Source organism: Marinobacterium sp. xm-d-564, from assembly GCF_013283345.1.
Classification (GTDB): Bacteria; Pseudomonadota; Gammaproteobacteria; order Pseudomonadales; family Balneatricaceae; genus Marinobacterium_E.
On record NZ_WBYO01000007.1, the window covers coordinates 1 to 17,012 of the forward strand.

The 17,012-nt window shown below is 48.1% G+C and carries 18 protein-coding genes; 17 read left to right on the plus strand and 1 reads right to left on the minus strand.

Annotated features, from left to right (window positions below; translation table 11 throughout):
* Positions 1-514 precede the first annotated feature (514 nt).
* Both XMD564_RS08215 and XMD564_RS08220 read left to right on the plus strand, forming a co-directional pair.
* Positions 515-775 carry a succinate dehydrogenase assembly factor 2 gene (locus tag XMD564_RS08215; protein ID WP_173482130.1) on the plus strand — a complete coding sequence of 87 codons (261 nt, stop codon included), beginning with the start codon at positions 515-517 and terminating at the stop codon, positions 773-775.
* Entirely contained in the window at positions 753-1,172 is a 420-nt protein-coding gene (locus XMD564_RS08220) for a hypothetical protein (RefSeq protein WP_173482129.1), read from the plus strand. Before XMD564_RS08215 ends, XMD564_RS08220 begins: the two co-directional genes overlap by 23 nt.
* Here the strand turns inward: XMD564_RS08220 and nadB are convergent.
* Positions 1,162-2,769, minus strand: coding sequence for an L-aspartate oxidase (gene nadB, locus XMD564_RS08225; RefSeq protein WP_173508125.1), 1,608 nt, complete (start codon positions 2,767-2,769; stop codon positions 1,162-1,164). The two genes, XMD564_RS08220 and nadB, sit on opposite strands and share 11 nt — an antisense overlap.
* 215 nt (positions 2,770-2,984) lie before the next feature.
* Between nadB and rpoE the strand changes: the two genes are divergently transcribed.
* The 15 genes from rpoE to mazG all read left to right on the plus strand — a co-directional run bounded on the left by rpoE (position 2,985) and on the right by mazG (position 16,908).
* The gene (gene rpoE / locus XMD564_RS08230) at positions 2,985-3,563 is read left to right on the plus strand and encodes an RNA polymerase sigma factor RpoE (protein ID WP_371740267.1); all 579 of its coding nucleotides are present in this window, start codon (positions 2,985-2,987) and stop codon (positions 3,561-3,563) included.
* A gap of 18 nt (positions 3,564-3,581) precedes the next feature.
* Positions 3,582-4,376, plus strand: a complete 795-nt coding sequence (locus XMD564_RS08235) for a MucB/RseB C-terminal domain-containing protein (RefSeq protein ID WP_173482127.1) — start codon at positions 3,582-3,584, stop codon at positions 4,374-4,376.
* A gap of 3 nt (positions 4,377-4,379) precedes the next feature.
* Positions 4,380-4,808 (plus strand): SoxR reducing system RseC family protein, encoded by a 429-nt coding sequence (locus XMD564_RS08240; RefSeq protein ID WP_173482126.1) that lies wholly within the window; start codon positions 4,380-4,382, stop codon positions 4,806-4,808.
* A 22-nt stretch (positions 4,809-4,830) separates the two neighbouring features.
* Entirely contained in the window at positions 4,831-6,228 is a 1,398-nt protein-coding gene (locus XMD564_RS08245; protein ID WP_173508126.1) for a DegQ family serine endoprotease, read from the plus strand.
* Between the two features lie 133 nt (positions 6,229-6,361).
* A complete protein-coding gene (gene lepA / locus XMD564_RS08250; RefSeq protein WP_173482124.1) occupies positions 6,362-8,161 on the plus strand; it encodes a translation elongation factor 4 in 1,800 nt (599 codons plus the stop codon).
* Between the two features lie 7 nt (positions 8,162-8,168).
* Positions 8,169-8,960, plus strand: coding sequence for a signal peptidase I (gene lepB / locus XMD564_RS08255; protein WP_173508127.1), 792 nt, complete (start codon positions 8,169-8,171; stop codon positions 8,958-8,960).
* Between the two features lie 18 nt (positions 8,961-8,978).
* Positions 8,979-9,353 (plus strand): DUF4845 domain-containing protein, encoded by a 375-nt coding sequence (locus XMD564_RS08260; RefSeq protein ID WP_173482122.1) that lies wholly within the window; start codon positions 8,979-8,981, stop codon positions 9,351-9,353.
* A complete protein-coding gene (gene rnc, locus XMD564_RS08265) occupies positions 9,350-10,027 on the plus strand; it encodes a ribonuclease III (protein ID WP_173482121.1) in 678 nt (225 codons plus the stop codon). The genes XMD564_RS08260 and rnc overlap by 4 nt, the downstream gene beginning before the upstream one ends.
* Positions 10,028-10,029: 2 nt before the next feature.
* Positions 10,030-10,932, plus strand: coding sequence for a GTPase Era (gene era / locus XMD564_RS08270; protein WP_173482120.1), 903 nt, complete (start codon positions 10,030-10,032; stop codon positions 10,930-10,932).
* A complete protein-coding gene (gene recO / locus XMD564_RS08275) occupies positions 10,933-11,637 on the plus strand; it encodes a DNA repair protein RecO (RefSeq protein ID WP_173484079.1) in 705 nt (234 codons plus the stop codon).
* Positions 11,637-12,380 (plus strand): pyridoxine 5'-phosphate synthase, encoded by a 744-nt coding sequence (gene pdxJ, locus XMD564_RS08280; RefSeq protein ID WP_371731474.1) that lies wholly within the window; start codon positions 11,637-11,639, stop codon positions 12,378-12,380. Before recO ends, pdxJ begins: the two co-directional genes overlap by 1 nt.
* Positions 12,381-12,755: a holo-ACP synthase gene (acpS, locus tag XMD564_RS08285; protein WP_173482117.1), complete on the plus strand. Its 375-nt coding sequence runs from the start codon at positions 12,381-12,383 to the stop codon at positions 12,753-12,755.
* Between the two features lie 71 nt (positions 12,756-12,826).
* Positions 12,827-13,732 carry a cysteine synthase CysM gene (gene cysM, locus XMD564_RS08290; RefSeq protein ID WP_173508128.1) on the plus strand — a complete coding sequence of 302 codons (906 nt, stop codon included), beginning with the start codon at positions 12,827-12,829 and terminating at the stop codon, positions 13,730-13,732.
* A 90-nt stretch (positions 13,733-13,822) separates the two neighbouring features.
* Positions 13,823-16,087, plus strand: a complete 2,265-nt coding sequence (gene relA, locus XMD564_RS08295; RefSeq protein ID WP_173482115.1) for a GTP diphosphokinase — start codon at positions 13,823-13,825, stop codon at positions 16,085-16,087.
* Positions 16,087-16,908: a nucleoside triphosphate pyrophosphohydrolase gene (gene mazG / locus XMD564_RS08300; RefSeq protein WP_173482114.1), complete on the plus strand. Its 822-nt coding sequence runs from the start codon at positions 16,087-16,089 to the stop codon at positions 16,906-16,908. Before relA ends, mazG begins: the two co-directional genes overlap by 1 nt.
* Positions 16,909-17,012: the final 104 nt, after the last annotated feature.

A 17,012-nucleotide genomic window follows, 5' to 3' on the forward strand; every position in this document is an offset into this window, starting at 1 on the left:
GTTTCCCCATGTGAGAGTAGGTCATTGCCAGGCACCTAATAAACAAAGAACCCCAGTACCGAAAGGTCCTGGGGTTTTTTGTTTTTTGGTCGCAAGGAGACTTCTGAGCGAATGCCCATGTGACAACCCATGCCCCAACGGGGCGGGGTTGAGGCGCTGCAAGCGTCGCGAAGCGATGACGAGCAACGCTCGGCACCTATTGTAGGTCATTGAGAGCTTCGTAAAGGATCTCTGCCAAATCCATCGCGGCCTTTGCAAGACCGCTCCAACGGTTTTAAAAAAGATCTCTGCCAACGTCAATAGCGGATGACAGGCTGAAGGCCAGTCACCGTAGCTTCGTAGCGAGTTAAGCACACCAGTGACAGGCTTTAGCCTGTCACCTGCTCTCCAATCACGCTCCCAACCTTCGCAGCCTTTGCAAGACCGCTCCAACGTCTCAACTTTCTCCCCCTACCATGCCCATTTAATGCTATATTTACTCTCATCTAATCAACGCGTTTTGGAGTGGTATAGCGTGTATTCTGAAGAAGACATTCGTCGTCTTACTTGGCAGTCTCGTCGTGGTATGTGGGAACTGGATCTGCTGTTTGTTCCGTTCATGGAGAATCATTTTCGGGACCAATCAGTTGAGGATCAAGATCGCTTTGTGAAGCTTCTTGATTGTGAGGATCAGGAGCTTTTTCTCTGGTTCATGCAGCGTGAAAAGCCGGCTGACCCAGATATGGAGAGGGCGGTCACTGTGGTGTTGGATTGTGTTCGCGCCAGTAAGGTTTGATCTTATTGAATCTAAAGCCAAACGTCTGTTTACGTTTGGCTTTTTTGTTTTAGTCGGTTTAACACCTTTACTCACCGGTGCATCGACTGCGGTGTATCTTCTGTTACTTACCTTCTCACTATGGGTCTATCGTGCTTTGGCTCCATTTGAGCGCTTTACCGGGTTTGTTTGGAATGCCGATAAAGATAGGTTTTGCCTGTTTATAGATGAGAAGATGTTAGTGACAGCTCCACCTGTTCAAATTATAAACTTAAGGTTTGTTCTCTTTATTAAAGTACAACCATTAGAGCGTGCATTACCCGTTTGGATTTGTGTCTGGTTTGACCAATTACCAGAGAGTGGGTGGCGGCGCTTATCGGTTATTTCTCAATACGCGCCTATTGCTGCTAAGCGTTAACGCCCCAGAAGTAGTTTTCCGGCACCAGAACGGTGTCATAAAGATCAGGTGACTGTTCTGGGTAGTCGAGCGTGTAGTGAAGGCCACGTGATTCAGTGCGTTTCATAGCACAGCGGATAATTAATTCCGAGACGGTCACTAGATTACGAAGCTCGATCAGATACTTACTCACTTTATAGTTGCTGTAGTACTCATTGATCTCATCGTTCAATAGATCGATACGGTGCTGTGCTCGCTGTAGGCGTTTATCAGTACGTACAATACCCACGTAGTCCCACATAAAACGGCGCAGTTCATCCCAGTTGTGCGAGATTATGACATCTTCGTCTGAGTTAACTACCTGTGAGTCATCCCAGTTAGGGACTTCTGGGAAGGCTTCTCCACTCTCTTGTAGCAGTGATGCCACTTGTTCAGCCGCGGATTTACCGTACACGATACACTCAAGTAGAGAGTTTGACGCTAATCGGTTTGCGCCATGAAGGCCTGTAAACGCGGTCTCACCAATGGCAAAGAGTCCTTTGATATCGGTCTGGCCATTTATGTCGGTCATGACACCGCCACAGGTGTAGTGTGCAGCTGGTACTACGGGTATCGGTTCCTTAGTAATGTCGATCCCAAGTTCTAAACAGCGCTCATAAATGGTTGGGAAGTGCTCTTTAATGAAATCTGCGGGTTTGTGAGAAATATCCAAGTGAACATATTCACAACCAACACGTTTCATCTCAAAGTCGATGGCGCGGGCGACGATATCGCGTGGTGCCAGTTCGGCTCTCTCATCAAAACGGTGCATGAAACGGGTGCCGTTAGGTAGTTTCAGAATACCGCCTTCGCCACGGATCGCTTCGGTGACCAAAAAGCTCTGTGCCTTAGGGTGATAAAGGTAGGTAGGGTGAAACTGATTAAACTCTAGGTTTGCAACTCGGCAGCCTGCTCGCCAAGCCATTGCAATACCATCGCCGGATGCGACGCCGTTCGGGTTGGTGTTATAGAGGTAAGCCTTAGAGGCACCGCCAGTTGCTAATATGACGGTTCGAGCAAGAAACAGATCAACGCTCTCTGTCTCTTGGTTGTAGACATAGGCACCTACACACGCATCTTCACCTAAGCCTAATTTACGACGGGTGATCAGGTCGATCGCAATTCGATCTTCAAACAGCTCAATGTTGCTGGCCGACCTTGCTTGGCTGATTAGAGTTTGTTGAATCGCTTTGCCTGTTGCATCGGCCGAGTGAAGTACACGGCGATGTGAGTGGCCGCCTTCTCGTGTTAAATGATACTGCTCTTCCTGTCGTGTGAAAGGTACACCCTGATCAATTAGCCATTGAATGCCTTTGGGGCCATCTTTTACGGTGTGTTGAACAGAGTCTAAGTGTCCAAGGTTGGCACCAGCAACCAGGGTGTCGTTGATGTGGTTTTCGGTTTGATCTTTTGGATCAAAAACACCGGCAATTCCACCCTGTGCCCACCAGGTAGCACCATACTCTAATTTACCCTTGCTCAAGACGTGTGCCTTCAGGTTAGACGGTAAATTTAGTGCGGCTGTTAAACCGGCTGCGCCACTGCCAATGATCAGTACATCTGCTTCAAATCGTGCCATCTGTTTTGACTTATTGAGACCGTAAAAAAGAGCTCTATTATGCGAGTGTGTTTAGCTCTTGGTAAGGGGTTTGTAAAAAAACTTCAATAATTGGGGAACTTTTCGACATTTTTTGAATCTTAGTCTGTGTAAGAGATTGATCGGCTTGATATTAGGTTGGTGTAACAATCATACTGTCATCCTCCGAAGCCCTTTGGCATTGACTAGGATAGAGAGTGAACGATACCAACCACAAGATAACCGATCAGATGCTTGTTGAGCGTGTACAGGCAGGTGATCAGCGTGCGTTTGATCTGCTTGTGAAGCGTTATCAGCATAAGATTATTGCACTGGTAGGGCGTTACATTCACGATCAATCAGAGTCGTTGGATGTTGCACAAGAGACGTTCATTAAGGCTTATAAGGCTCTTAAGAACTTTAGAGGTGAAAGTGCCTTTTACACTTGGCTGTATCGTATAGCCATTAACACTGCGAAGAACTATTTAGTCGCAAGAAGTAAAAGACCGCCTGATAGAGATTTAGATTTTCAAAATCTAGAGAGCGACACAGAGCTTAGAGATCTTGAAACACCAGAAAATAGTTTGCATCGAGATGAGATGTTCGAGGTGATGACCCGAACGCTCGAGCAACTTCCTGAAGAGCTTCGAGTGGCGTTAACACTTAGAGAGCTTGAAGGGATGAGCTACGATGAGATCTCCGAAGTAATGGGGTGTCCAATTGGCACCGTCAGATCAAGGATCCATCGAGCTCGTGAAGCGATTGATAATGAGTTGAAACCAATGCTCTCTAACTAGAGCAAATGAGGATCAAATATGTCGAGCAATAGAGAAAGTCTTTCTGCATTGATGGACTCGGAGGCAACTGAATTTGAGTTGCGTCGTGCTCTTAAACATTACGACGAGAACAGTGAAGACGCTCAAGTATGGCGTCGTTACCACCTCGCTCGAACCTTGATGCGTGAACAGAGCATCAACTCTACTGTTGATATCTCCTCTCAAGTCATGGCCTCTATTTCAGAAGAGCAATCAACTCAGGTTGAAGAGACAAAAACCTCTAGTTGGAGTGCGGTAGGTAGTATGGCTATTGCTGCATCCCTTACCCTAGCTGTCATGATTGGTTTGAACAGCGCTCAGCTGGGTGAGCCGAGCGCATTGGCATCCAGTGGCTACCTAGAGCGTAATCAAGGTTCTTCAGATCTTATGCGCACATCCCTTGCTTCAGGCGTTGAAGCGGTGCAAGAGAGTAAACCAACTCTCGAAGTGATTCGTCTATCTGAAGGTCTTCGCGGTCAGATCGATGAGCATATTGCACTGTTAAACAGCACTGGGACTGACTGGCAGGTTAACTGGCTACCCGATGGTTTTGCTGAAGTATCAGAACGAGTGACTGGTAACAGTCAATCTAAGCTCTACAAAAAGGGTGATCAGGTGCTAAGTGTGGTGATTAAACCGGCTGAAGCAGTCTCTGCATCGGAAGGCGCCTTAAGCGCACAAGGTTTGGTGGCTGTCGGTCGTTTAGTTGATGATCGTTTTGTCTCGGTAGTGGGTGATTTGTCACTGACGGATGCTGATAAAGTGGCTGCAAGCGTGGTGGTCGCTAGCAATTAATTCATGATCGAAGAGCGTGCGACGGTTCTCCGTTCTGAGGCCGATCAGGTTTGGGTAGAGGTGAGTCGCCAAAGTGCTTGTGCATCCTGTGCAAGCTCATCGACTTGTGGCCAGAAACGCCTCAGCGATTGGTTCCCAACCAAACGCGTTGAAGTTCTAATCGATAACCCCAGTCGACTTATTGTATCGCCAGGCCAAGAGGTTTGGGTTGGATTGGAAGAGGGTGCCTTGGTAGGTGCCTCTGTTACCGTCTACCTTATACCGCTGGTCGGTATGATCCTTCTGCCAATTTTGGCGAGATTTTTAAACTTTTCAGAATTTTTTCAGATAGTTGGCGCTATCCTTGGATTCATAGTCGGCTTGTTCATTGGCCGTAATATGGGTTTAAGAGGCGTAGCATCAGGGCAGTATCAGCCACGTTTGCTTCGCTAAGGTTTTTACCTAAGGAGTAAATATGACCTTTCTTCGATCAATTACCTTCGTAGCGGGTATCGCTATTTCATCCTTGGCGATGGCCAAGCAGTTACCCGATTTCACGGATTTAGTGAAAACGCTGTCGCCATCGGTCGTCAATATAAGCACGATTCAAGAACAGAAACAGAGTTCTCGTTCGGCTATGCCCCACAACTTCAACGACCAGGAAGTGCCAGAGATCTTCCGCGACTTCTTCAGGGGTTTTCAGCAGCCACCTGGGCAGCAGCCTCGTATGCATCCACAATCGCTGGGCTCGGGCTTTATTATTTCGGATGATGGCTACATTTTGACCAATCACCATGTGATCGATAAAGCTGAGAAAGTTCTGGTTAGACTGAATGATCGACGCGAAATTGAGGCAGAGATTATTGGTTCTGATCAACGTTCAGATGTGGCGCTACTCAAGGTCGATGCTAAAGATCTACCGGCACTGGAGATCGGTAGCTCTTCTGAGCTTGAAGTGGGTGAGTGGGTACTGGCTATTGGCAGTCCTTTTGGTTTTGACTCAACCGTCACTGCCGGTATTGTCAGCGCTAAGGAGAGAGCCCTTCCAGGTGACTCTTATGTTCCTTTTATTCAAACCGATGTGGCGATCAACCCAGGCAACTCCGGAGGCCCGCTATTCAATCTAGATGGCGAAGTGGTCGGTATCAACTCGCAGATATATACCCGCTCAGGTGGCTTCATGGGGGTCTCTTTCTCCATTCCCATCGATGTGGCTATGGAGGTTGCCAATCAGCTTAAAGAGAAGGGTAGCGTCTCTCGAGGTTGGTTGGGTGTGATTATTCAAGAGGTTACACGTGACCTTGCTGAATCATTCGGCTTAGATAAACCATCAGGTGCGCTGGTTGCACAGGTGTTAAGTGATAGTCCTGCAGAAGAGGCAGGGTTTGAAGCGGGTGATGTCATCGTTAAATTTAATGGCCGTGAGATCGGTTTGTCAGCCGAGCTACCTGCTCAGGTTGGTCGTATTGCACCGGGCGAAACAGCGGATGTCGAGGTGTTCCGTTCAGGTAGATCAGTCAACTTGAAAGTGACGATTGGTGAGCTTCCCTCAAATGAAGAGTTAGCCGCTAACCGAGCACAACCTGAGCCTAAAGAGAGAAAGTCTCTGGGCTTGGTGGTTCAAGATATGACGTCTGAAATCAAAGAGCGTACCGGCGTTGATGCAGGCGTCTATGTTGAATCAGTTGGACAGGGCCCAGCGGCCAATGCCGGGGTACGTCAGGGTGATGTGATCACTATGCTAGCCGGTCAGTCAATCAGTTCAGTGGAGCAACTGAGCGATATCGTGGCCGACTTGCCAGATGACAAAGCGGTGCCACTTCGAGTGATTCGTGGCGGTAATCCAGTCTTTTTGGCAATGCGTCTCGAGTGAACCTAGTGGATCGTTGAAAAGATCCTCTGCAGGGGCCTTAATGGCCCCTGTTTTCTATCTATAGGGCATGAATTCGAGTAGAATTGTGCGCTAAATTTTCTTTGTCGTTCCAAGAGTATAGGTTTTACACAGAGTGAGTGAACTAGATCACATTCGTAACTTCAGTATCATTGCACACATCGACCACGGTAAGTCGACGTTAGCCGATCGCATTATTCAAATTTGTGGCGGTCTGTCTGATCGTGAAATGGCTGAACAGGTCCTCGATTCAATGGATATCGAGCGCGAACGTGGCATCACCATCAAAGCTCAAAGTGTTACCTTGGACTATAAAGCGCGCAACGGTGAAACTTACCAGTTGAACTTCATCGATACGCCGGGACACGTCGACTTCTCTTATGAAGTTTCACGCTCACTCTATGCATGTGAAGGCGCGCTTCTTGTTGTCGATGCCGCGCAAGGTGTTGAAGCGCAGTCGGTTGCCAACTGTTACACCGCGATAGAGCAGGGCCTTGAGGTTCTACCTGTCTTGAACAAAATGGATCTACCTCAGGCTGAACCCGAAGTGGTTCGTCAGGAGATTGAAGAGGTGATCGGTATCGACGCTTCAGCTGCGGTCCCTTGTTCAGCTAAAACTGGGATGGGCGTTGAAGATGTTCTAGAGGCGCTGATCGATGTAATCCCACCACCACAAGGTGACCGTGAAGCACCACTTCAAGCTCTAATTATCGACTCCTGGTTTGATAACTACCTTGGGGTTGTCTCACTGGTTCGTGTGACTCAAGGAACCTTGCGTCGTAAAGATCGCATCATGGTTAAATCGACTGGCATGAACTATCAGGCTGAGATGGTCGGTATCTTTACACCGAAACAGGTGAAAACTGACATCTTACAAGCGGGTGAAGTAGGCTTCGTTGTTGCCGGCATCAAAGATATTCACGGTGCACCAGTGGGTGATACCTTGACGCATCAAAAAACACCTGATGTTGATGCACTGCCAGGTTTCCAAAAAGTTCAACCACAGGTTTATGCCGGTCTATTCCCAACCAGTTCGGATGACTATGAAGACTTCCGTGAAGCGCTCGACAAGCTAACGCTTAATGATGCTTCTCTCTTCTTCGAGCCTGAAACATCGGATGCACTTGGCTTTGGTTTCCGTTGTGGTTTCTTGGGTATGCTTCATATGGAGATCATCCAAGAACGCCTTGAGCGCGAATACGATCTCGATCTGATTACAACAGCACCAACGGTTGTCTATGAAGTGGAGATGAACAACGGCGATATCATCTACATTGACAGCCCATCGAAACTGCCTGACCCAGGCGGCATTCGTGAGATGCGTGAGCCGATCGTGACAGCCAATATCCTTGTGCCTCAGGATTATCTTGGCCAGGTCATTGGTTTGTGTGTGGAGAAACGCGGTATTCAGAAGAATATGCAGTTTGTCGGTAAGCAGGTTCAGTTAAGTTATGAACTGCCGATGGCCGAAGTGGTATTGGACTTCTTTGACCGGTTGAAATCGGTATCACGTGGATATGCTTCCCTTGAGTACAACTTCACCCGTTTCGAGGCCGCTAAGCTGGTTCGAATGGATATTCTCATTAACGGTGAGAAAGTGGATGCTTTGGCTGTTATCCTTCACCGCGATAACTCAATGTACCGTGGCCGTCTGCTCTGTGAAAAGATGAAAGACCTTATTCCACGTCAGATGTTCGATGTCGCTATTCAAGCGGCTCTGGGTGGTAAGATCATTGCTCGTACAACGGTTAAAGCTCTGCGCAAGAACGTCTTGGCAAAATGTTACGGTGGTGACGTGAGCCGTAAGAAGAAACTGCTCGCTAAGCAGAAAGAGGGTAAGAAGCGCATGAAGCAGGTGGGTCGAGTTGAGATTCCGCAAGATGCATTCCTAGCCGTACTGAAGGTAGACAGCTGAGGCTAATATGAACTTAGATTTTGCACTGATTTTGGTCGTAGTTACATTAGTTACAGGCCTGCTATGGTTATTGGATATCGCCTTTTTTGCACCCTCTAGAAAACGCAAAGAGTCGCAAATGGTGGAAGAGGGTTTCGAAGAACCTAAGGTTAATAAACCCTACTGGGCCGAACTCTCTAGCTCTATCTTTCCGGTATTAGCGGCTGTTTTGATTCTTCGTTCATTTTTATACGAACCCTTTCAAATCCCTTCAGGTTCGATGCTGCCAACGCTGAAAGTCGGTGACTTCATTTTGGTGAATAAATACCACTACGGTCTTCGTACACCGGTTGGAAACATCAAGTTTGTCGACAATAACGAGCCGCAACGTGGCGACGTTATGGTATTTAAATACCCTCAAAACCCGAGCGTGTACTATATTAAACGTGTGATAGGTCTTCCGGGTGACGAAATTGTTTATAAAGATAAGATGCTCTTTGTGAACGGTGAGCCGCAGAATCAAACGTTGATTGCTCAAATACCAGCGATCAACCCCAAGCGTCTTCAAGTTGAAGAGCAGCTAGGCGATGTTGCGCACGAGATCTATCGCGATGTAAATGCACGTGTAATGAATGGTGGCTGGCGTGTGCCAGAGGGTCACTACTTTATGATGGGCGATAACCGCGATAACAGTAATGACAGCCGTTATTGGGGTTTTGTTCCTGATGAATTGATCGTCGGTAAAGCGGTGAGTGTTTGGATGCATTGGGCTCAACTATTGAGCATTCCAGATTTCACGGCGATCCGATCCATTCAGTAAATAATACTGAGGTTGAGTATGGATAAGCACATTCGACAAAAGGGCATCAGTACACTATCGATACTGTTACTGCTTATTGTTGGCTCAGTTGGCTTTAGCCTTGGGTTTAAACTGCTAGCGCCTTACTCAACCCATACAACCGTGGTCAGCATTATTGAAGATATTATTGCTGACCCGGCTGAACTCTCAAAAAGTCGCGCCGAGATTCGTCGTGATATCGAGCGTCGATTTACGATTAATCAAGTAGCTCTGCCTGGACGTGACGCTTTGCAGATCACTCAGGATACTGGTGAACTGATATTCACGCTGGACTATGAAGAGCGCGTCCCACTGTACGGCAACATTGATGCTGTCGTTGTTTTTAAAGATGAATTTAAAGCGATAAAACCTTGATACGACCTGTCTCAGAGTTGGCTAGAAAGCTTGGCCACACCTACCAAGATGAATCCCTGCTTGAATTGGCGTTAACGCACCGAAGCTGTGGTAAGCGCAACAATGAACGCCTGGAATTTTTGGGCGATTCAATCCTAAACTTTGTCATAGCTAATGCGCTGTTTGAGCAGTTTGAACAGGCTAAAGAGGGTGAAATGAGCCGTCTTAGAGCAAAGTTGGTGAAAGGTGAAACTCTTGCAGAGATCGGTCGTGAGCTAGGTTTGGGTGATTATCTTCGCCTTGGTTCGGGTGAGTTAAAGAGTGGTGGTTTCCGTCGCGACTCAATTTTGGCTGATGCGGTAGAGGCGATCATTGGTTCCATTCACTTGGACAGTGATTTTGAGACGTCTAAACAGTTCATCTTAGGGTTGTTCAAAGAGCGTTTAGCAGCGATCGATCTTAAAAAGTCAGTCAAAGACTCTAAAACGCGCCTTCAAGAGTTTATGCAGTCACGACGTAAGCCGCTACCTGATTACCAACTGGATAAAGTCGTTGGTGAGGCGCATGATCAGACCTTCTATATCTCTTGTCAGGTTCAACTGTTGGATCAAAGCTGCAAGGGTGTTGGATCCAGCCGCCGCCAGGCAGAACAAGAAGCCGCTCGTGCTGCACTGATTGCACTAGGGCAGGAGTAATCATGGAAGCGAATACACGCTGTGGCTATGTTGCTATTGTTGGCCGACCGAATGTGGGTAAGAGCACACTGCTCAACCATATCCTTGGTCAAAAGCTGAGCATCACCTCAAAAAAACCTCAAACGACTCGTCATCAGATTCTTGGTATTAAAACCGAAGAGGATCTGCAGGTTATCTACGTTGATACACCCGGGCTACACAACGACGCTACAGGTAAAGCACTGAACCGTTACATGAACAAAGCCGCCTCTGAGGCGCTGCGTCATGTCGATCTAGTCGTCTTTATTGTCGATCGTACCGCTTGGACCGAAGAGGATGAGATCGTACTCTCTAAGTTGGAGAAGCTTCGTTGCCCAGTCATATTGGCGGTTAATAAAGTGGATCTACTCAAGGATAAAGAGTCGCTTCTCCCTTGGATCGAAACGCTCAATAGCAAACGCCATTTTGATCAGATCGTGCCTATCTCTGCTCACAAAGGGCATAACGTCGATCAACTAGAGCGTGCCGTTGAATCCTACATGCCGGAAGGGATGCACTTCTACCCTGAAGATCAGATCACCGACCGTAGCTCCCGTTTTGTCGCGGCAGAGCTTGTGCGTGAAAAACTGATGCGTAATCTAGGGGATGAAGTCCCTTACGGAACCACGGTTGAGATCGAAGAGTTTACTCAAGATGAACGTGGTCTGTTGACCATCAGTGCACTGATTCTTGTTGAGCGAGAGGGGCAAAAACGTATTGTTATCGGTGATAAGGGTGAGCGAATTAAAGTGATCGGTCGTGACGCTCGCATCGATATGGAACGCATGTTTGATGCCAAGGTCATGCTGAACCTTTGGGTTAAAGTGAAACGCGGCTGGGCAGACAACGAACGTGCCCTAGCAAGCCTTGGATATCATCACGACTAAATGAACAGTCGCACTGAACAGGTCGCAGCGTTTGTTCTTCACTCGCGTCCCTATCGTGAAACCAGTGCACTTGTCGATCTATTTACACTCGAGTATGGCAAAGTATCAGTAGTTGCTCGAGGTGTGCGCAGGCCAGGCTCAAAGTTACGCCATACGCTTCAACCCTTTACAGTATTGGCCGTTCGATTTGCAGGCCAGTCAGAGCTTAAAACGCTTCATCAAGCCGAATTGGCAGAACTACTCCCCACTTTGACTGGCAAAGCGTTAATGTGTGGCTTGTACGCCAATGAACTACTGGAGCGTTTGCTTCAACCCTTAGAGGCGACACCTAAGTTATTCCTCAATTACAAAGTGCTGCTTAATGATCTGCTTCAATCTCAAGATCACGAGGTGAGTTTACGGCTATTTGAGCAGGCGCTACTGAAGGAGTTAGGGAGTTGGAGCGATCTGTCAGGCTGTCATCAGCCGTACTACCGTTATGATGTTGTGCAGGGGATAAGTGCGGTAGATGAGGTTGCCTCGGCGCATTTCACAGGTGATCAGCTTCGTTCCATTGAACAAGGTGAGTATACTGATCCCAGCGTTAAGAAAGCGGCAAAGTATTTAATGAGAGAGCTCTTAAAAGAGCAGTTAGGTGACAAGCCGTTGCGATCAAGAGAGTTGTTTCAACCGAGATCTAAAGAGAGAAAAGGAGAGAGTGAGTGATCCAGCCAAATCGTATTTTATTAGGTGTGAACATCGATCACATCGCGACTCTTCGTCAAGCTCGTGGTACTCAATACCCAGACCCTGTCTATGCAGCGTCTATTGCTGAGCACGCTGGCGCCGATGGTATTACGGTGCACCTTCGTGAGGACCGTCGCCACATTCAAGATCGTGACATTCGTCTATTGGCGCAAACGCTTCAGACTCGTATGAATTTTGAGATGGCGGTTACTGATGAGATGGTCAGTTTTGCTGAAGAGATCAAACCTGCACACGCCTGTTTAGTGCCAGAGAAACGCGAAGAGTTAACGACTGAAGGCGGTCTGGATGTACTTGGTCATGAAATTCACATTCAGTCGGCGTGTCAGCGCTTGGCGAGAGCCGGAGTCGAAGTCTCACTCTTTATCGATCCTGATCAGGCACAAATTGATGCGGCTAAACGTGTGGGAGCTCCAGTGATTGAACTGCATACTGGTGCTTACGCTGAGGCAGAAGGCCAAGAGCAGTTAGACGAGCTTGAACGACTTAAAGAGGCAGCAACCTATGCTCACTCAATAGGTCTGGTGGTCAACGCTGGTCATGGTCTGCACTACCATAACGTAGAGCCGATTGCTGAAATTCCAGAGTTCAATGAGCTAAACATTGGTCATGCGATCATTGCCCGTTCACTCTTTGTCGGCTTGGATCAAGCGGTTCGTGAAATGCGTGATCTGATGCTTAATGCCAGAGCGATGGCCAGTTAAATGCTTGTTGGAACCGGTGTCGATATTCTTGAAATCTCTAGAGTGGAGCGCGCACTTGAGCGAACTCCCGGTTTTGCTGAGAGAATATTGACCCCCACTGAGTTGGAAGCGTTCAACCAATCTAGCCAACCCGCGCGTTTTTTAGCTAAACGCTTTGCAGCGAAGGAAGCGGCCGTTAAAGCCTTGGGTACAGGTATCGCTAAAGGCGTTAGCTGGCAGCACCTCGAGGTGGTTAAGAACAGTGCAGGTCGCCCTGATCTGTTGGTGACTGACAAAGCTCTAGAACACGCCGAGGTGCTTGGCATTACCCGGTGGTTTTTAAGCTACAGTGATGAGCAGCACTATGTGGTTGCTCAAGTGATCGCTCAGGCTTAATTCACCATTTCGATGGTGGAATTCCCCTGATATAATCGAATAATAAAATTAATTCTTATAACGGATTAGAGATGAGCTCAACTCAATACCCTACTATCGCTGAACTGGTCGGCAATACACCGCTGGTCAGACTGCAACGTATCGAAGCGCCAAATAACAACACCATTCTCTGTAAATTAGAGGGTAATAATCCTGCGGGCTCCGTTAAGGATCGTCCGGCATTGAGCATGATCACTCTCGCTGAAGAGCGTGGCGAGATCGCACCGGGTGATACATTGATCGAGGCGACTTCTGGAAATACCGGTATCGCGTTAGCCATGGCCGCAGCAATCAAGGGGTATACGCTTAAACTGATCATGCCTAATAACATGAGCGAAGAGCGAAAATCGGCTATGAGTGCCTATGGTGCAGAGTTGATTGAGGTGACCAAAGAGGAGGGCATGGAAGGTGCTCGTGACTTGGCCGAAGCCATGCAAGCGCGCGGCGAGGGAAAGGTTCTAAATCAGTTTGGTAACTTCGATAATCCTGAAGCGCACTACCGCACAACAGGGCCTGAAATCTGGCAACAAACCTCAGGAACTATCACACACTTTGTCAGCTCTATGGGAACTACAGGTACCATCATGGGGACCTCGCGCTACCTTAAAGAGCAGAATCCAAGCGTTCAAATTGTTGGTCTTCAACCCTCTGAAGGGTCTCAAATCCCTGGCATACGTCGTTGGCCAAAAGAGTATCTACCAACGATATTCGAAGAGAGTCGTGTCGATCGTGTATTGGATGTTGATCAGGCGGATGCTGAAGTCATGATGCGTCGTTTAGCGACCGAAGAGGGTATTTTCTGTGGTGTTTCGTCAGGTGGTTCCGTTGCTGGCGCGCTAAGATTGGCTCAAGAGGTTGAAAATGCAGTAATCGTCGCCATTATTTGTGATAGAGGCGATCGTTATCTTTCGACAGGTGTCTTCTCTAAGTCATCATAGGTTAAGCCCCGTCGTTCTAATATTGACGCCGTTTTTATGAGTTTGAGCTAGGGTATCAGCTCGCTACTCGCAATACAGGAGTAGCCTACATTGGTTAAGGTTCGTGACGATCAACCGGTCCGTGAAGATGGATCCGTTGATCTGGATCGTTGGTTAGAGATTCTATCTAACCGTTATACATTCGAAGATGAAGCGCGTTTCCGTCAGGCATGCGAATTAGTTGAAGCCTCCTTGAATGAAGAGAGCTCAACTCATGATGTCTGGTCACTGGGGCAAAACGCCTATCTTACTGGTCTGGAGATGGTCCAGATCCTCGTTGACCTGCAGCAGACAGAAGAGGCTCTGGTAGCCGGTGTGCTTTACCGTGCAGTGCGAGAAGAGCGACTATCAATCGACCGGGTTAAAGCTAAATTCGGTGCTGAAATCGCTCGTCTTCTGCGCGGTGTCTTGCAGATGGCTGCAATTGGCAGTCGCAAAAATCCACGTGATGAAGAGGGCGTGTTAGGCACTGGCGGCAGTCAGGTCGACAACGTTCGTAAGATGCTGGTCGCCATGGTGGACGATGTTCGCGTTGCACTCATCAAACTGGCTGAGCGGACCTGCGCGATTCGTGCAGTAAAAGATGCGGATCGACGTAAACGTTACATCGTTGCACGTGAAGTGTTCGATATTTACGCCCCATTAGCGCATCGGTTGGGTATCGGCCACATCAAATGGGAATTAGAAGATCTCTCATTTCGATATCTAAAACCTAATGATTACAAACACATAGCAAAGCTACTTGCTGAAAAGCGTCTTGCGCGTCAAGAGTACATCGACAGTGTCATTAAGCTGCTCGAAGAGAAACTTGTAGAGGTAGGTATTGATGGTCAGGTTTCTGGCCGCGCTAAACACATCTACAGTATCTGGCGAAAGATGCAGCGTAAGAATATCGAATTCAATCAGGTTTACGATGTCCGTGCCCTGCGTATATTGGTGCCAGAAATTCGTGATTGTTACACCGTGCTGGGCATAGTTCATGGCGCATGGCGAAATATCCCGCACGAATTTGATGACTACATCGCATCACCAAAACCCAACGGTTATCGTTCACTGCATACCGCGGTATTCGGTCCTGAATCACAGGCAGTAGAGATTCAGATTCGCACCTTTGACATGCATGAAGAGGCTGAGCTAGGTGTCTGTGCTCACCACCTCTACAAAGGGACAGATACAGCGAGTCGCGCCGATGGCTATGAAGAGAAGATCTCTTGGTTACGCCAGGTTCTCGAGTGGCATGACGAACTGGGCGATACTGAATCATTGGGTGATATTCTCCACTCCGATGTGACCCAGGATCGTGTCTATGTATTCACGCCAGAAGGGCACGTCATTGATCTTCCTGCTGGCGCTACCCCAGTTGATTTTGCTTACCGTGTGCACACGGAAATCGGTCACCGCTGTCGAGGTGCACGTGTCTCGGGTCGTATTGTTCCGCTCAACCGCGCGCTGCAGACTGGTGATCAAGTTGAGATCATGACAGGCCCAGAAGAGCGCCCAAGTCGTGATTGGCTCAACACCAACCTAGGTTATGTAAAAACCTCTAAGGGTAGAGCTAAGATTGCTCATTGGTTTAAGACTCAGGCTCGTGATCAAAATGTGGATGCGGGTAAAGAGATGATTCAGCGTGAGTTTAAGCGATTGGCATTAGACGCCACTGAGGTAGACCTATCGGATATCGCACAACGTCTTAAGTTCCTTTCCAATGAGAACATGTTTGCGGCACTCGGTGCTGGCGATCTAAGAATCTCGCAAGTGATCTCAGCTGCACAAGCGCGTGAAGAGCAGGCCGAACGTGAATCACAATTGGATCTGGATGTTCCTGCTTCGTCACCAAAACAGAGTAGGTCGAGTGACTCTGGTGTCCATGTTGTTGGCGTCGGCAGCTTGATGACTCAATTTGCTAGTTGTTGTAAGCCGATTCACGGCGATGCCATTGCTGGATTCGTGACACAGGGCCGCGGCGTCTCGATCCACCGTGAAGATTGTAAAGAGCTACAACACCTGCGCGAGGTGGAGCCCAGTAAAATTGTTCAAGTGGCTTGGGAAGAGGAGGCTGAAGCCACCTACCCAGTCGATATTGTCATAGAGGCCTTTGACCGATCAGGACTGTTGCGCGATGTTATGACCATCTTAGCGAACGAGCGAATCAATATATTGTCGGCTAACACACTGACGGATAAGAGTAGCAACGAAGCGAATTTGGCGCTGACCCTAGAGATCGGTCGACTCGATAAGCTTGGCAAGGTGATGGATAAGATCAATCAAATTCCGAATGTCAGTGACGTTCGCCGTGAACGCTCAGGGGTTCATTAATGAGTGATCGCTATACCCTGGATGACCTCATCTACCTGATGGAGCGTTTGCGTGACCCAAAAGCCGGTTGTCCATGGGATCTGGAGCAGACCTTTGCTTCAATCGTGCCTCATACCCTCGAAGAGGCTTATGAAGTCGCTGATACCATCGAACGACAGGATTGGCCTCATCTAAAAGATGAGTTGGGCGATCTACTGTTTCAGGTCATCTTCTATTCGCAACTGGGTAAAGAACAATCCCTATTTGATCTTCATGAAGTGGTTGATCAACTCTGCAGTAAGCTGCTGCGTCGCCACCCTCACGTCTTTCCAACAGGTCAGTTACGTGACAGTGCAGAGTCGATCGAAATAGATCAGCAAACTGTGAATGCACAGTGGGAGCGGATCAAAGAGCAGGAGCGCGAAAGCAAAGATCGCGCCCGTGTTTTAGATGAGGTACCAACGACACTGCCGGCTATGAGTCGTGCCGTAAAGCTAACCAAGCGTGCCTCTAAGGTAGGGTTTGATTGGGATGATGCTACCGGCGTGCTGGATAAGATTGAAGAGGAGATCCAAGAGCTCCGCGAAGCGATGCAGCAAGGTGATTTGGATGCGGTTCGCGAAGAGTTAGGCGACCTACTATTTGTTAACGCCAACCTTGCACGAAAATTATCAGTCGATCCCGAGCAGGCTGTTCGTAATACCAACCTTAAATTTGAACGTCGCTTCAACCATGTCGAGGATAGGGTGCTAGCCAGTGGTAAGGATTGGAGAGAGTTTACGCTTGAAGAGCTAGACGCTTGGTGGGATGAAGCCAAAAAGATCGAGAAATCTAAAAAATAGGTTTGATAGAGTCTTTGGCACTATTCGCTTAAAGCCTAATAGTGATTCAGTTCTCAAGCTCTATACAGCCATGCTAATATGCGTGGCTTGCTCGGGATAAGTGA

What these genes read in the sequence shown, in the direction of transcription:
- XMD564_RS08240 (WP_173482126.1), top strand. Translation starts at nt 4,380, where the DNA reads ATGATCGAAGAGCGTGCGACGGTTCTCCGTTCTGAGGCCGATCAGGTT.
- era (WP_173482120.1), top strand. Translation starts at nt 10,030, where the DNA reads ATGGAAGCGAATACACGCTGTGGCTATGTTGCTATTGTTGGCCGACCG.
- acpS (WP_173482117.1), top strand. Translation starts at nt 12,381, where the DNA reads ATGCTTGTTGGAACCGGTGTCGATATTCTTGAAATCTCTAGAGTGGAG.
- XMD564_RS08245 (WP_173508126.1), top strand. Translation starts at nt 4,831, where the DNA reads ATGACCTTTCTTCGATCAATTACCTTCGTAGCGGGTATCGCTATTTCA.
- cysM (WP_173508128.1), top strand. Translation starts at nt 12,827, where the DNA reads ATGAGCTCAACTCAATACCCTACTATCGCTGAACTGGTCGGCAATACA.
- lepB (WP_173508127.1), top strand. Translation starts at nt 8,169, where the DNA reads ATGAACTTAGATTTTGCACTGATTTTGGTCGTAGTTACATTAGTTACA.
- XMD564_RS08235 (WP_173482127.1), top strand. Translation starts at nt 3,582, where the DNA reads ATGTCGAGCAATAGAGAAAGTCTTTCTGCATTGATGGACTCGGAGGCA.
- XMD564_RS08260 (WP_173482122.1), top strand. Translation starts at nt 8,979, where the DNA reads ATGGATAAGCACATTCGACAAAAGGGCATCAGTACACTATCGATACTG.
- nadB (WP_173508125.1), bottom strand. Translation starts at nt 2,769, where the DNA reads ATGGCACGATTTGAAGCAGATGTACTGATCATTGGCAGTGGCGCAGCC.
- recO (WP_173484079.1), top strand. Translation starts at nt 10,933, where the DNA reads ATGAACAGTCGCACTGAACAGGTCGCAGCGTTTGTTCTTCACTCGCGT.
- mazG (WP_173482114.1), top strand. Translation starts at nt 16,087, where the DNA reads ATGAGTGATCGCTATACCCTGGATGACCTCATCTACCTGATGGAGCGT.